Origin of the sequence: Cytobacillus sp. OWB-43 (assembly GCF_034651445.1) — a bacterium.
Classification (GTDB): Bacteria; Bacillota; Bacilli; order Bacillales; family Cytobacillaceae; genus Cytobacillus; species Cytobacillus kochii.
On the sequence record NZ_JAYEFF010000001.1, the window covers coordinates 1,882,567 to 1,897,847 of the forward strand.

13 protein-coding genes and 1 other annotated feature are annotated in these 15,281 nt (G+C 37.2%); of the genes, 1 reads left to right on the plus strand and 12 read right to left on the minus strand.

Going from position 1 to position 15,281, the window contains the following annotated elements; all coding sequences use genetic code 11:
• Positions 1 to 14 precede the first annotated feature (14 nt).
• The 9 genes from U9M49_RS09325 to hemA all read right to left on the minus strand — a co-directional run bounded on the left by U9M49_RS09325 (position 15) and on the right by hemA (position 12,155).
• Positions 15 to 2,660, minus strand: coding sequence for a valine--tRNA ligase (locus tag U9M49_RS09325; protein WP_322909641.1), 2,646 nt, complete (start codon positions 2,658 to 2,660; stop codon positions 15 to 17).
• A gap of 76 nt (positions 2,661 to 2,736) precedes the next feature.
• Positions 2,737 to 2,973, minus strand: a binding site (T-box leader).
• Between the two features lie 309 nt (positions 2,974 to 3,282).
• Positions 3,283 to 4,350 (minus strand): spore coat protein YsxE, encoded by a 1,068-nt coding sequence (gene ysxE / locus U9M49_RS09330; protein WP_095372383.1) that lies wholly within the window; start codon positions 4,348 to 4,350, stop codon positions 3,283 to 3,285.
• A gap of 110 nt (positions 4,351 to 4,460) precedes the next feature.
• Positions 4,461 to 5,564, minus strand: a complete 1,104-nt coding sequence (spoVID, locus tag U9M49_RS09335) for a stage VI sporulation protein D (protein ID WP_322909642.1) — start codon at positions 5,562 to 5,564, stop codon at positions 4,461 to 4,463.
• Between the two features lie 367 nt (positions 5,565 to 5,931).
• Complete coding sequence (hemL, locus tag U9M49_RS09340) at positions 5,932 to 7,218, minus strand: glutamate-1-semialdehyde 2,1-aminomutase (protein WP_095372381.1); 1,287 nt, start codon at positions 7,216 to 7,218, stop codon at positions 5,932 to 5,934.
• A 16-nt stretch (positions 7,219 to 7,234) separates the two neighbouring features.
• Positions 7,235 to 8,215: a porphobilinogen synthase gene (gene hemB / locus U9M49_RS09345; protein ID WP_095372380.1), complete on the minus strand. Its 981-nt coding sequence runs from the start codon at positions 8,213 to 8,215 to the stop codon at positions 7,235 to 7,237.
• A gap of 19 nt (positions 8,216 to 8,234) precedes the next feature.
• Positions 8,235 to 8,996, minus strand: coding sequence for a uroporphyrinogen-III synthase (locus U9M49_RS09350; protein ID WP_322909643.1), 762 nt, complete (start codon positions 8,994 to 8,996; stop codon positions 8,235 to 8,237).
• Positions 8,993 to 9,928: a hydroxymethylbilane synthase gene (gene hemC, locus U9M49_RS09355; RefSeq protein ID WP_095372378.1), complete on the minus strand. Its 936-nt coding sequence runs from the start codon at positions 9,926 to 9,928 to the stop codon at positions 8,993 to 8,995. Before hemC ends, U9M49_RS09350 begins: the two co-directional genes overlap by 4 nt.
• Positions 9,929 to 9,965: 37 nt before the next feature.
• The gene (locus U9M49_RS09360) at positions 9,966 to 10,799 is read right to left on the minus strand and encodes a cytochrome C assembly family protein (protein ID WP_322909644.1); all 834 of its coding nucleotides are present in this window, start codon (positions 10,797 to 10,799) and stop codon (positions 9,966 to 9,968) included.
• Positions 10,800 to 10,814: 15 nt separating this feature from the next.
• A complete protein-coding gene (hemA, locus tag U9M49_RS09365) occupies positions 10,815 to 12,155 on the minus strand; it encodes a glutamyl-tRNA reductase (protein ID WP_322909645.1) in 1,341 nt (446 codons plus the stop codon).
• Positions 12,156 to 12,393: 238 nt separating this feature from the next.
• Between hemA and U9M49_RS09370 the strand changes: the two genes are divergently transcribed.
• Positions 12,394 to 12,876 (plus strand): LiaI-LiaF-like domain-containing protein, encoded by a 483-nt coding sequence (locus tag U9M49_RS09370; RefSeq protein WP_095372375.1) that lies wholly within the window; start codon positions 12,394 to 12,396, stop codon positions 12,874 to 12,876.
• 80 nt (positions 12,877 to 12,956) lie between these two features.
• Here U9M49_RS09370 and U9M49_RS09375 read toward each other — a convergent pair whose 3' ends face one another.
• From U9M49_RS09375 to U9M49_RS09385, 3 genes are all read right to left on the minus strand, one after another.
• Complete coding sequence (locus tag U9M49_RS09375) at positions 12,957 to 13,694, minus strand: amino acid ABC transporter ATP-binding protein (protein WP_307312704.1); 738 nt, start codon at positions 13,692 to 13,694, stop codon at positions 12,957 to 12,959.
• Positions 13,695 to 13,710: 16 nt separating this feature from the next.
• Positions 13,711 to 14,361: an amino acid ABC transporter permease gene (locus tag U9M49_RS09380; protein ID WP_095372373.1), complete on the minus strand. Its 651-nt coding sequence runs from the start codon at positions 14,359 to 14,361 to the stop codon at positions 13,711 to 13,713.
• 90 nt (positions 14,362 to 14,451) lie between these two features.
• The gene (locus U9M49_RS09385) at positions 14,452 to 15,234 is read right to left on the minus strand and encodes a transporter substrate-binding domain-containing protein (protein WP_095372372.1); all 783 of its coding nucleotides are present in this window, start codon (positions 15,232 to 15,234) and stop codon (positions 14,452 to 14,454) included.
• Between the last annotated feature and the right edge of the window lie 47 nt (positions 15,235 to 15,281).

Here is a 15,281-nt window from a genome sequence, read left to right on the forward strand (position 1 = left end):
TCTCCTATTATACCTTATTCACCTTTTAATTCGTTCATTCTTGCTTCAACTGCTGAACGTTTTTCGCTATAATCTTGTTCTTTCGCTTTTTCTTCAGCGATTACTTTTTCGGGTGCTTTCTTAATAAAACCTTCATTGCTTAATTTTTTCTGAACACGTTCCACTTCTTTATTTAACTTATCCCATTCTTTTTGTAGACGAGCAATTTCTTCATCAATATTAATTAAACCTGCTAATGGCAGAATAATTTCTGCTCCAGTAACAATTGCTGTCATCGCTTTATCAGGTGCTTTTGCATCAATCGCAATGGTTAATTGCTCAGGGTTACAGAAGCGTTCAATATAACCAACATTTTTACTTAAAACCTTCTGTACATTTTCATCTTTTGTTTTGATGAGCATATCAATCTTCTTACTCAATGGTGTGTTTACCTCTGCACGAATATTACGTACAGAACGAATAATTTCCACAAGCAGTTTCATTTCTTCTGCTGCTGCTTTATCGGAAAGCTCTTCATTCACAGTCGGCCAAGAGGCAACTGTAATCGATTCTCCTTTATGAGGGAGGTTTTGCCAGATTTCCTCTGTAATAAACGGCATGAATGGATGCAATAATCTCATTGTTTGGTCTAATACATAAGCGAGAACAGATCTTGTTGTCTGTTTAGCCGCTTCATTTTCACCGTATAATGGCAGTTTTGCCATTTCAATATACCAGTCACAGAAATCATCCCAAATGAAGTTATAGAGGATTCTGCCCACTTCACCAAACTCATAACGATCGGACAACCTTGTTACCGTTTCAATTGTTTCATTTAAGCGCGTTAAAATCCATTTATCTGCAACCGATTTTTCATCGGTTAAATCAATTTCATCATAAGTTAATCCATTCATGTTCATTAAGGCAAATCGAGAAGCGTTCCATATTTTATTGGCAAAATTCCACGTAGATTCTACTTTTTCAAAGCTGAAACGCAAATCCTGACCTGGTGAGCTTCCTGTTGATAAGAAATAGCGCAAAGAGTCTGCACCATATTTCTCAATAACATCCATTGGATCAACACCATTACCTAGTGACTTACTCATCTTACGACCTTCCGCATCACGAACCAATCCGTGAATAAGTACATCTTTAAATGGACGGCCATCAGTAAATTCAATACCTTGGAAAATCATTCTAGATACCCAGAAGAAAATGATATCATAGCCGGTTACTAACGCATCAGTCGGATAATAGCGTTTAAAATCAGCACTTTCTTCATTCGGCCAACCTAATGTAGAGAATGGCCATAACGCTGATGAAAACCATGTATCAAGCACATCTTCATCTTGTTTCCAGTTCTCACTATCACTCGGTGCTTCTGTTCCTACATATACTTCACCTGTTTCCTTATGATACCAAGCTGGGATGCGATGGCCCCACCAAAGTTGACGAGAAATACACCAGTCACGAATATTTTCCATCCAGCGTAAATACGTATTTTCAAAACGATCTGGAACGAAGTTGACTTTATCTTCACCCTTTTGTAACTCAACAGACGCATCCGCAAGTGGTTGCATTTTTACAAACCATTGGGTAGACAAATAAGGTTCTACAACTGCTCCACTACGTTCTGAATGACCAACAGAATGAAGATGCTCTTCGATTTCAAAAAGAATACCTTCTTCTTGCAAATCTTTAACGATTTGTTTACGACATTCGAAACGATCTAGCCCATGATATTTGCCAGCATTCTCATTCATTGACCCGTCTTCATTCATTACTAGAATTCTTGTTAGGTTATGACGATTACCAATTTCAAAGTCATTTGGGTCATGAGCTGGTGTAATTTTTACTGCTCCTGAACCAAATTCCATGTCAACATAATCATCTGCAACAATCGGAATTTCTCTTCCAGTAATAGGTAGTTTCACCGTTTTACCAATCAAGTGTTGATAACGCTCATCTTTAGGGTGAACGGCAACCGCTGTATCACCTAGCATCGTTTCAGGTCTTGTTGTCGCAATTTCAATATGACCACTACCATCTGTTAATGGATAGCGCATATGATAGAACGCCCCTTGAACATCTTTATGGATCACTTCTATATCTGATAAAGCTGTTTGAGTAGAAGGGTCCCAGTTAATAATATACTCGCCTCTATAAATCAAACCTTTATTGTATAAAGCAACGAAAACTTCTTGTACAGCATCTGATAACCCTTCGTCTAGTGTAAAGCGTTCACGGTTATAATCTAGACCGAGACCAAGCTTAGACCATTGTTGTCTAATATGTCCTTTATATTCATTCGTCCATTTCCACGTTTCCTCTACAAACGCTTCACGACCAAGATCATAACGACTTTTTCCTTCTTCGCGCAGTTTTTGTTCAACTTTTGCTTGAGTAGCAATACCTGCATGGTCCATACCAGGTAACCACAAAACATCATACCCTTGCATGCGCTTCATTCTCGTCAAAATATCTTGAAGCGTTGTATCCCATGCATGACCAAGATGCAACCTTCCCGTTACATTTGGTGGCGGTATCACAATTGTATAAGGTTTTTTCTCCGGATCATCTTTTGCCTCAAAATATTTTCCTTTTAACCACCAATCATAACGACCTTGTTCAATAGACTGAGGGTCATATTTTGTTGGCATCGTGATATTATTCTCTTCCATCGCCTATTCATCCTTTCTCACATTCGCTTATCGTTAACAATCAAACAAAAGCAAAATAAAAAACTCCACTCGTCACAAAAAGGACGAATGGAGTTGCTTCCGCGGTACCACCTTTTTTTCAATTACCATAAACTTTAGTAATTGACTCTCGAATGGATAACGGCGTTCCCGTCTTTCGCTAATAATAGAACTACGTTCACGAAAGAAGCTCCAGGGCGACCTTCCAATGGGTTCGCTTAGAAAATCTCACAGCAATTGATTTTCCTCTCTTAAAGCAAAGCGCCAATGTACTCTTCCCTATCAAAGCTTTTCATTTGTTTGAATATAAAGTAATACTACCTAAAAATAGTCACTATAGTCAATAAGGATGACCAATTTTTTTTATTATATACATGATAATAAAAAAAGGGAACAAACCTGTAAAAAAAATTGCTCATATTTTGAGCCTGCCTATGTATGAGGGAATATGCGCGGGATGAGGATGCAAAAGAGAAATCCACTACCTAAATGTAAACTTTCGAGGAGGGGTAGAAAGGTATACCCTAAGATATAAAACTTGCTTTTACTGAGTGAGTTTGTTTACCATTTGGATTCTCTTAAAATGAATATAGGAGCCCAGGTTTTATCCATTTTGGGCTCCTTCTTGTTCTGCATTCGCCTTCTCAGCTGCTTCTTGTGCTTGTTTTTTCTGACGCTCAATTTCATCAATCCTCATAGCCACATATTCCGTATTTTTTAATAACCAAAATTGCCTTTGTATATGCTCTACATGCTTTCTTTCATTCTTTTTCGACTTACCATTATGATATTTTTCTGCTGCGCGAATGACAGGCCCTGGATGAGCAAAATAACTTTGAAATAACAGCATTTCATCTTCTCTAAACGGATAATGCTTAAAATAAGTGTAAATCCAATCGACAGCATCGTCCGCACGCTTCGGAAAGGTTTTTAATGACCTTGATAAGAACGGAAGAAGATCATGCATAGGTGAACTTCTCTTCGCTTCTTCAAAATTCAAAAAATAGCCATATCCGCGCTCATCATACAAGAAATGTTCGGTAGAAATTTTTCCATGTATAACAGCTGTACGAACTTTTTCCTCTTCCTTCGTTTTTTCGTACCAATCCTTTAATTTCTTCGTTGAGAAAGTTAAAGCTTGAGCGATATCATTATAATATTGTGTAAACATCAATTCATAAGGAGATAAATATTCCCTAGATTCACATGTTTCAATAAAACCATCCAAAAATTCACTCTGCTTTTCCCATTCTAGTAACGTATTTTCATAATGCTCTTCACGTTCTTCTTTGGAGACTTCCACTTCTTTCGTACTTAAGACATGCAAGCGAGCAAGTTCTCTAAACATTTGTTGATGCCGTTCAAATTGATCTTCTTTAATCTCATTAGCTAGCCAAGGCATTAAATAATACAGCTTTTGGTTGTGTAAAACGGCATACCTACCATCAACCGTCGGATAAATCGGGACGATCCGGTTATAACCCATTTGGTATAATTGCTGAATATAACGAATGAAGTCCGCACCATGATTTGCTTTTATTTTTTTTAAAGAAAAAACACCTTTGCTAGAGTAAACCTTTTGAACGCTACCAAAACTTTCGATGAAATTTGGCTCAAGTGCGTAGTGTTTTAAGATCGGACCATATTTTTTTAATCTATTTTCCTTTGCCACTTAGACCACTCACTTTCCTCGCTTACCTAAACTGTGTAAGTAAACAAGTGACACTGATAAAAATGCGAGCAGACCGATGAGATCTGCTCTTAATGTACTCCCCTTATCCGCTAGTTCGTAACAGCTACAGGGATATATAAAACTTGGCCTTCATGCACTTCTTTATTCAATTCTAGTTGATTGGCTCTCATTAATGTTTGTGGTGTCACATCATATCTTTCTGAAATAAGATCAATCGTATCATTAGGCTGGACAATACATACCTTAACCTTCGTCAATTGTTCTTCATCTTCTTTACGAGCAAAAAATTCCGTCAAACTCATGCTTTTCTTGCCCTTTACTTTTTTCTTTTGTGGTTTCACTTCTTCTGAAGAGGATTCAAGCTCATCTTTCAATTCTTCAAGCTCTTGAACTGGTTTTGTTTCTTCTACTTGCTTAACCTCAAAAATCTCTTCTGCTTCCTGCTTTTTCTCTTCATATCGATTAGCTATAAAAGAAACCTCTGGCATATCAATGGGTTCTTCTTCTTGGGGCTCAAGAATAGGTAAGGAGCGATTTAATACCGGTTCTTCTTCAACCACTTCTGGCTCCTGCTTCGCTTCAGCAACAAACACATCTTCATCTTTTTCATTCTCCTCTGGTAGGGAGAAGTTAATTTCTGTTGTTTGTTCTTCTTCACGACTGGTGTCTGTGTCTTCTTCTTCTTGATCCTGAACCGTTGAACGTTCTACCGTATCAAGTTCAAGCACATTATTCTCATCTTCAGTATATGCCACATGCTGTTGGTCACCATACAAACCAGATATCGTCAAATTAGCATGGAGTTTCATGCAACTTCTTTCAGGAAACATATAATCAAATGACTCTACTTGGACATCAATATCATCCAATCTCTCAATACGGTTATTCGGGATCGTAATATCTACAGGAAAGTAGTGTGTAAACTCACATACCCCCTCTTCCCTTTCTTCCACAGATTGGATAAACCTTAATGTAGATGGCGGTTCATTCATACTGTCCTCGGTTGATTCATCACGATGATATTCGCCTGTTAGTTCTAGTGCACCTTGAATCGTTACATACTGCTCACTATCCTGAATCGTTATATTCGGATCAAGTGAAATCGAAAGTAATTGTGATACTTCCTGTCCTTTTTGAAACCAAACGGATTCCTCTAATGAAAACCGCAAGTTCGACGGATTTCCTTGAGACATATTCGACTCCTCCTCCCATATCATCAAAAACAATAACATCTTTTCTCTTACACTTTATGAGGAGGAAAAGTGAATTATGATTACTTTACTTAGAAAGGAGCACGTCTTCGATAGAATAACTATATTGTTAAAGAGGAATAGATTAATTTAGGGGTTGCGAATTTAAAATCTCACATCTTTTCCAACAGAGAATTATTTTCTACATAAGTGACTATATCCACTTTGACTATTTTTCGATGTGAGCCTTTTTCTTTTTCATTCTAACTACCGTTGTTCTTCTCTTTGCCCCTCTCTCAAAAAGATTGGCATCTTTCGATCGAGAATAAAAAAGCGAACAAATTCCGGAATGGAATTGTTCGCTAAAAACTTATTTCAATTTCGCAAAAGCCTTTTCTGCTGCGGCAATTGTTTGATCAATATCTTTATCCGTTAATGCTGTAGACAGGAATAAACCTTCAAATTGTGATGGTGGAAGGAATACGCCTTGAAGCGCCATTTCACGATAATAAGAGGCAAAGAAGTCAAGATTAGACGTTCTCGCTTGATCATAATTAATGACATCTTCATTTGTAAAAAATAGTCCAATCATCGATCCTGCCCGGTTAATTGTATGTGGAATCTCATATTTTTCTGCTGCTGTTCTCAAGCCTAATTCGAGTTTATCAGCTTTCTTAATAAAGTTAGCATACGTATCCGGTGTTAATTGACTTAATGTTGCATAACCGGCAGCCATCGCAAGCGGGTTCCCTGATAATGTACCTGCCTGATAAATGGGGCCACTTGGTGCAACCTGCTCCATAATTTCTCGTTTACCACCGTAAGCACCAACAGGCAGTCCACCACCTATTACTTTTCCTAAGCAAGTTAAATCAGGTGTAACGCCGAAGAAACCTTGGGCACAGTTATAATCAACACGGAAACCTGTCATTACCTCATCAAAAATAAGAAGGGCACCGTATTCAGTTGTCACATCACGTAACCCTTGTAAAAATCCTTCTACTGGTGGGACAACTCCCATATTACCAGCAACAGGTTCAACAATGATGGCAGCGATATCTTCACCAAATTGTTCAAAAGCGTATTTAACACCTTCAAGATCATTGTATGGAACTGTAATCGTATTCTTTGCAATACCTTCAGGCACACCAGGACTATCAGGCAATCCAAGTGTAGCTACACCAGAACCGGCTTTAATTAAGAGAGAATCTCCATGACCGTGATAACAGCCTTCAAATTTAACTATTTTATTGCGTCCTGTGAAACCTCTAGCTAATCTTAATGCACTCATCGTTGCTTCTGTACCTGATGAAACCATACGAATCACATCAATTGAAGGAACACGATCGATGACGAGCTGTGCTAATTCATTTTCAATCAACGTTGGCGCCCCGAAGCTTGTGCCATTTTCGGCAACTTCCTTCACCGCAGAAACAACTTTTTCATTAGCATGTCCTAAAATCAGTGGTCCCCATGAAAGGACATAATCAATATATTCATTACCATCAATATCATAGATTTTTGATCCTTGGCCCTTCTCCATAAAAATCGGATCCATATCAACCGATTTAAAAGCACGCACTGGGGAGTTTACTCCACCAGGCATCAATTTAACTGCTTCTTTAAATGCGGCTTGTGACTTTTCATATGAACGCATAAACATCCCTCTTTTCTTATTTGTGTGAGTTCATCCATTTGGCAGCATCTTTTGCATGATAAGTAATAATTAAATCACTACCAGCTCTTTTCATCCCTGTTAACATCTCAAGCACGATTCTTTCTTCGTCAATCCAGCCATTTTGTGCAGCGGCCTTTACCATCGAGTATTCGCCACTTACATTATAAGTAACAAGTGGTAAATTAATATTGTTTTTCACATCGCGAACAATATCAAGATAAGGCATCCCAGGCTTTACAATGAGGAAGTCTGCACCTTCCATTAAATCTGATTCTGCCTCTCTCATTGCTTCTAAGCGGTTTGCAGGGTCCATTTGGTATGATTTCCGATCACCAAATTGTGGTGTACTGCCAGCAGCATCCCTAAATGGTCCGTAAAAAGCAGACGCATATTTAACTGCATAAGACATAACAGGTATATGTTCAAAGCCTGCCTCATCAAGGCCCTCACGAATAGCGATTGTAAATCCATCCATCATATTAGAAGGAGCAATAATATCTGCGCCTGCTTTTGCTTGACTAATTGCTGTTTGCACAAGTAATTCTAATGAAGCGTCATTTAATATTTCGCCATTTTCAATCAAACCACAATGACCATGGTCAGTATACTCACAAAGACAAGTATCTGCAACGACCAAAATTTCTGGATACTTTTCCTTGATTAATCTTGTTGCTTCTTGGACAATTCCATGTTCATGATACGCCTGCGTACCACAAGCATCCTTTTCAAGAGGAACACCAAATAATAAAACAGATTGGATACCTAGAGATACAACCTCATCCATCTCTTCAGTTAAATGGTCTAATGATAAATTATAAATGCCTGGCATAGAAGGAATTTCTTTTTTTATGTCTTGTCCTTCTGCAACAAAAATTGGATAAATAAAATCCTCCACATGTAGATGTGTTTCTCTTACCAAATTGCGCATATTAGCTGTCCGACGTAAACGGCGATGACGATTAAATTGACTATCCATTGTACTACCTCCAACTTGATTAAGAAATGACTTTTACTACTTCCTTAATTAAATGTTTAAATGTATATATAGTTGGTACAGCATGTACCTTCAAACCGTAAAATTCTGCTCTTTTTGCAGCTATTGGTCCTATACAACCGATGATACTCTTCCTTATTTGATTCTTCAAATCATGACCCTCTACGATTTCCATAAAGTGATCAATCGTTGATGGGCTGGTAAATAATAGTATATCAATGCCATCATTCAATAAGCGACCCGTTAATAATTGTTTACTCTCATCAGGAAAAAAATTTTCATAAACGATTCGTTCAGTCACTCTATGCTTTGCTTCCATAAGCTTTTGCTTAATATAATCTCGGGCCAAGTTGCCCTTAGGCAAGAATATATTTTGTTCATCCCCTAAAATTGCTAAAAATTCAAGGGTAAAAGTTTCAGCCACAAATTCCGTTGGTATGAAATCAGCTTTCAAGTCATATTGTGATAACTTTTCAGCTGTTTTCTTTCCTATAACGGCCAACTTCGGTAAGTTTGTCTTCTGTGACACATATGTAAAAAACACCTCAACTGACACACTGCTTGTGAAAATAATCCATTGGTATTGTGTGAAATCATGGGTTTTTAAAGAATGGGCTTCTGTTGTTTCTCTAAACGAAATTAATGGGATAATTACTGGATGTCCACCAAGGGATCTGACCAAATCACCACTAGCCTCCGATTGATCTTTACTTCGGGGAATAAGGACAGACATTCCATGTAAGGCACTGTCCTCATGAATCATCCTTCGTCTAACTCCTCTTTGACAGCATCAATTAATGCTTTTGCACCTAATTCCGATAAGTTTTCTGCTACTTGATACCCTATTGTCTCAGGATCATCACCAACAACCATATCTTTATAAATCGTACGACCATCTGGAGAACCAACTAAACCAGTCAAACTTACTTCACCATTCTCAGTTAAACGTGCAAAGCCTGCAATCGGCACTTGGCAACCGCCCTCCATTTTATGAAGAAATGCACGCTCGGCAAGCACTGTTCTTTTCGTTTCCTCACAAGTGAATGCATCTAAAAGCCTTCTTAGTTCATGATCATCTTCTCTACATTCAATAGAGAGTGCACCTTGACCAACAGCTGGTAAACAAATATCTGGATCAATAAATTCTGTAACGATCTCCTTCGTCCATCCCATTCTTGATAGGCCGGCAGCAGCAAGAATAATGGCATCATATTCTTCTGTTTCTAGTTTAGCAAGACGTGTATCAATATTCCCTCGTATCCATTTAATTTCCAAATCTGGTCTTTTAGCCAAAATTTGTGAACCTCTTCTTAAACTACTTGTCCCGACAATTGCACCTGGTTTTAAGTCAGCTAATTTCACATGGCCTTTGGAAATAAGTGCATCTCGATAGTCTTCTCTTTCCGGAATACAACCAATGGTCAATCCTTCAGGTAAGACAGCTGGCATGTCCTTCATACTATGTACAGCCATGTCAATTTCCTTATCTAACATCGCTTGTTCTATTTCTTTAACGAATAGGCCTTTTCCTCCTACCTTTGAAAGGGTAACATCCAGGATTTTATCTCCTTTTGTCACAATTTCTTTTACTTCAAAATCAACTGCAGGATTCAAACGGCGTAACTGATCAATCACCCAATTCGTTTGTGTTAACGCAAGCTTACTTCTTCTTGAACCGACAATTATTTTTCTCATGACAGCCTCCCTATTCTTTAAAAACATATTCCTTTTCTTATTCATACCAGAAATGGAAAGACGATAACCTTCCAAATAAGAAAAAATTAATTAATACAACAAGGAAAGCAGCCACATTCCAAGTAGCAAGTGATTTACCACGCATTCCTCTGCCAACCTTTAAATATAAGTAAATACTATACAAAATGAGTACCAATAAGGAACCAAGCACTTTTGAATCCAACCATACCATATTTGGTAATTTCATATAAGCCCATTGTATCCCTAATATTAAACTAATCACTAACATAGGCACCCCTATACTAGCAAATAGATAAGACATTTTTTCTAGTTGTGATAAATTCGCAATTCGAATAAGCCTTGAACCCCACTTTTTCCTCTTCAACAAATCATATTGAATCAAATATAAAAGAGCAAATACAAATGACAATGAAAAAGCACCATATGAGAGAATCGCACCAATAATATGAAAAAAGAGGAGCTCAGACATCAATTGATTCGCCAGCACATCTGATTCAATCTCAATAGGAGCAAATGTATGTAAAGCCATAATAAAAAAACCAAGTACATTTGTGAAGAAAACGATAAAATCGACTTTCATAATGCGATTAATAATTAAAGAAAATGTAATAAGTACCCATGCGTAGAAGTATAAACCTTCAAATATCGTTAATACAGGGAATCTACCCGTATTCCACATATAGAGTAATAAGAATACCGTCTGTAATCCCCATACAAATGCAAGTAACCAGAAGGCGACACGATTGGCCTTCCGGTTACTTGCTAAAAAGTCAATAAAGTAGAGAAGTACACTCGCTGCATAAAGAACGACAGTAAATTCATGCAGGCGTGCCATATAGATATCAAACATGGACAGTACCCCTTTTTATGATTGAAAGGATGTCTGTTGCACCTTTACACGATCTGATTTTGGTTGTTCTTGTTTTTCGATTTGCTGGACAACAAGATCTTCTATATTAAATATTTTCACGAACAATTCTAATGCTTTATCAGCATTTTTATGTCCTGCCAATTCTTTTGCTTGTAATACAGGGTCTTTCAACATTTGGTTCACAATACTCTTCGTGTGCTTGCTAACCACTTTTCTTTCACGTTCTGTTAGGTTAGGAAGCTTTCTTTCCAAACTTTTCATTGTGTCAGCCTGAATAGCAAGAGCTTTCTCTCTTAAAGCAGAGATGACAGGTACAACACCTAGAAGTTTAAGCCATTGTTTAAATTCAACGATTTCTCCTTCGATTAATAATTGAATTTTCGCCGCTGCTTTTTTACGTTCTTGCAAATTCGCTTCAACAATACCTTCTAGATCATCAATATCATATAAGAAAACGCTATCTAAATCAGCGAGTGCTGGATCTAAATCACGTGGGACAGCAATATCGACCATAAATAATGGCTTACCTTTCCGCAATCTTTCTACATCTGCCATCATCTCTTTTGTAATCATATAACTGTTTGCACCTGTAGAAGAAATCACGATATCGGCTTCCACTAATGCACATTGTAATTCTTGCATTAATTTCGCTTGCCCTTCATAGCGGTGTGCTAAATTTTTCGCTTTCTCAAAAGTACGATTAATAACCGTAACATTCGCACCATTTGCATGAAGATGTTGTATCGCTAATTCGCCCATTTTACCTGCTCCAAGAATAAGTACTTGCTTATTCGTAATTAGACCGAATATTTTCTTAGCAAGCTCAACTGCAGCATAACTGACAGATACAGCATTTGCACCAATATCTGTTTCGGAATGTGCTTTTTTAGCAAATGTAATGGACTGCTTAAATAATTGATTGAAAATTGTTCCAGTTGTATGTTCAACTTGCGCTTGCAAAAAGCTAGAGCGAACTTGGCCCAAAATTTGAGTTTCTCCTAGAACCATTGAGTTTAATCCACTACCGACTTTAAATAAATGCTCTATCGCACCATCATGTTCATAAATAAAAAGAAAGGGCGAAAATTCATTTTGATCTATTTGAAACCAATCGGCTAAAAATTCTTTAATATAATATCTTCCTGTATGCAGTTGATCAACAACCGCATAAATTTCGGTCCGATTACATGTGGATAGAATTACATTTTCCAAGATGCTTTTCTTTTGTTGCAATGCTTGCATTGCTTCACCCAATTGAGAAGGATCGAATGTTAATCTCTCTCTAATTTCCACAGGGGCTGTTTTATAATTTAGACCAACGACCACGATATGCATTTTTAGTAGACCCCCCAAAAAAATTGCATAATTACATACATATATTATAACATTATCTTTACAAGCTTTTTCGAAAAAATGTGAACAGAGTATGAACACATATGATATGATATTTGAGTAGTATATGATTACTTTAGAACTATTATAATTTGATATTTATTATCATAAACACTCCACTATGTACAATACCAAAAATCTGCCTAATATTCAAGTGTACCTAACTGAAAGTGGTGAATAAATGAAAAGTCAACGACTATTTGCCGGTATTATCTTAGTAGGCTACGGCTGTTTCTTTCTCATCCAGCAATTACAGGTTGAGAGTTTACAATCGTTATTGACCTGGCCAGTATTACTAGCTATTACAGGTTTGGCCTTTTTAATCCAAGCATATAGCGGTAAAGAATATAATGCTATATTTCCCGGTGTGATTCTCTTTGGGTTTGGTTTACATTTCATCATTGTTGATCGTTTAAGCATATGGCCTAATCATATTGGTGCCTTTGTCCTTATTATTGCCCTTGCCTTTTTATTATATTACTTAAAAACAGGCAACGGCCTCTTGCAAGGGTTTCTTATGTTAGTATTAGCCATTACTTTATTATTTTATGAAAAAATTTCGCAATATGCAGGTAGCTACGGTGAGATCATTTCATACATAACGAAATTCTGGCCTGCTATTTTTATTATCATTGGCCTCTTTTTCCTCATTAAAAGAAAATAATCTATTAGAAACTTCCATTGAAAAAACGAACATATCTGCAAAGAAAATGTTCGTTTTTTCGTTTTAATTATTAACTCTTTTTAAAGAACAGAATCTAGGAAGCTTTTCGTTCTTTCTTCCTTTGGATGATTAAATAACTCTTCAGGATGACCGACTTCAACGATTTTACCATCATGCATATACACTGCCCAATCTGCTACTTCCCGCGCAAATCCCATTTCATGCGTGACGACAATCATCGTCATTCCTTCTTCAGCAAGTTCTTTCATTGTTGCTAACACTTCACCAACTAATTCTGGGTCTAGTGCAGAAGTTGGTTCATCAAACAGCATTACATCCGGCTTCATCGCTAATGCCCTCGCAATGGCAACACGCTGCTTTTGACCACCCGATAGTTTAGATGGATAAACATCTTTCTTATCCGATAAGCCAACTTTATCTAAGAGTACTAACGCTTGTTCCTCTGCTTCCTTTTTCGATAATTTTTTCACTTGCATCGGTGCTTCCATTATATTTTGTATGACTGTTTTATGAGGGAAAAGATGAAAGTGCTGAAACACCATTCCAACTCTCTGTCTAATTTCATTTAAGTCATGAGAGTCCTTTTCTATTACTTCACCCTCTAATGTAATTGTTCCACTATCTTTTAATTCTAGAAAGTTAAGACATCTTAGTAATGTGCTTTTACCAGAACCACTGGCACCTATTAGACAAACAACATCGCTTTCTTTTACTGTAAAATCAATATCTTTTAATACATGAAGATCACCAAAAGACTTATTTAATTTCTCTATACTAATCATAACTGATTCACTCATCTACATTCATCCCTTTCTATCGCTCACTATTAGACATTTTCTTCTCAACAAGGTTCACAATAACTGTAAATAGAAGAACAAGCACTAAATAATAGACGGCAACAATCAATAAGTAAGTCATATAATCATAATTGATTGATCCTTGTGTTGTGGCAATATTAAAGAGCTCATAGACACCTACAAACGAAGCTAGTGAAGAATCCTTTAACGCGATAATAAATTGGTTCCCGAGTGGTGGCAAAGCACGTCTGCTTGCTTGTGGTAAAATAATTCTTCGCATTGTTAAGCCTGCACTCATCCCTAGGGATCGACCTGCCTCCATTTGACCACTTTCAATAGATTGAATGGCTCCTCTAAAAATCTCTGCAATATAGGCACCATTATGGAAGGCTAAACCTAAAACAACGGACCAAAAACCGGAAATATTTAATGAAGTTAAACCGAAATAAAAGATAAAAATTTGCACAACGAGAGGTGTTCCTCTGACTAAGAAGATATAGAGGTCCGCAACCCACTCTAATACTTTCACTTTAGATATCTTTAACATTGCAAAAAAGAGACCGATAAAAATAGCAATAAAAATTGAGACTATTGTTAATTGAAAAGTTAGGAGCATTCCCTCAAAAAACATTGGGAAGGTGTCAACAAACGTTGTTAGTATGTCCATATTTCCTCCTTAAGGTAAAATGTATTTTCTCTTTAGATAGAAGAGGCGAATGCACACGCAATAAACGGAGATGCATTCGCCAACAGAAAATTATTCTTCTGATTCTACAGTAATATCTTCGCCGATATATTCCTTGCTAATTTCAGTCAAGGTTCCATCTTCATGAAGCTTCTCTAATGCATCGTTAATTTTTTCAAGTAGCTCGTCATTGTCTTTGGCTACAGCAATCGCTTGCTCACTTTTTTCTAAAAGCTGTTTTCCCTCAATATTCATACCCGCACCGATCGCTTCTTTACCTGTAACAAAATCGGTAATTACAGCATCATGCTTTCCACTAGATAAAGCCTCGAGTGCTACGACATCGCTATCATAAAACTTAATATTATCTGTAACTTCTGATACTGTTTTTTGATACGTTGTTCCTTTAGCTACAGCTACTTCAAGACCCTCTAAATCTTCTAATGTTTCTACATCACTATCCGGTCTCACATAAATTTGTGGGCCTGAATAGTAGTAAGGAATCGAGAAATCAACAGCTTGTAATCTTTCCTCTGTTATTGTATGACTAGCAACAGCGGCATCAAAACGTCCTGATTTTACACCTTCAACAATTCCACCGAATTTAAATTTTTGCTGCACTGGTTCTAGTCCTAGCTCTTTTGCAACTGCTTCTGCTACTTCAATGTCGAAACCTGTCATTGAACCATCATCTTGCGTTACACTAAATGGATTAAATTCTCCCGATGAAGCATAAGTGAATTTCCCTTCCTCTGCTAAATCCATTCCTCCACTACTCGCTTCTTCATTTGAGCCACATGCAGCTAATACAGCTACAGATGCAGCAACAATCATTCCTTTAAGTATCTTTTTCACTAGTAAAATATCCCCCTTGTATGTTCTTTTTTCATATACGCTATCAA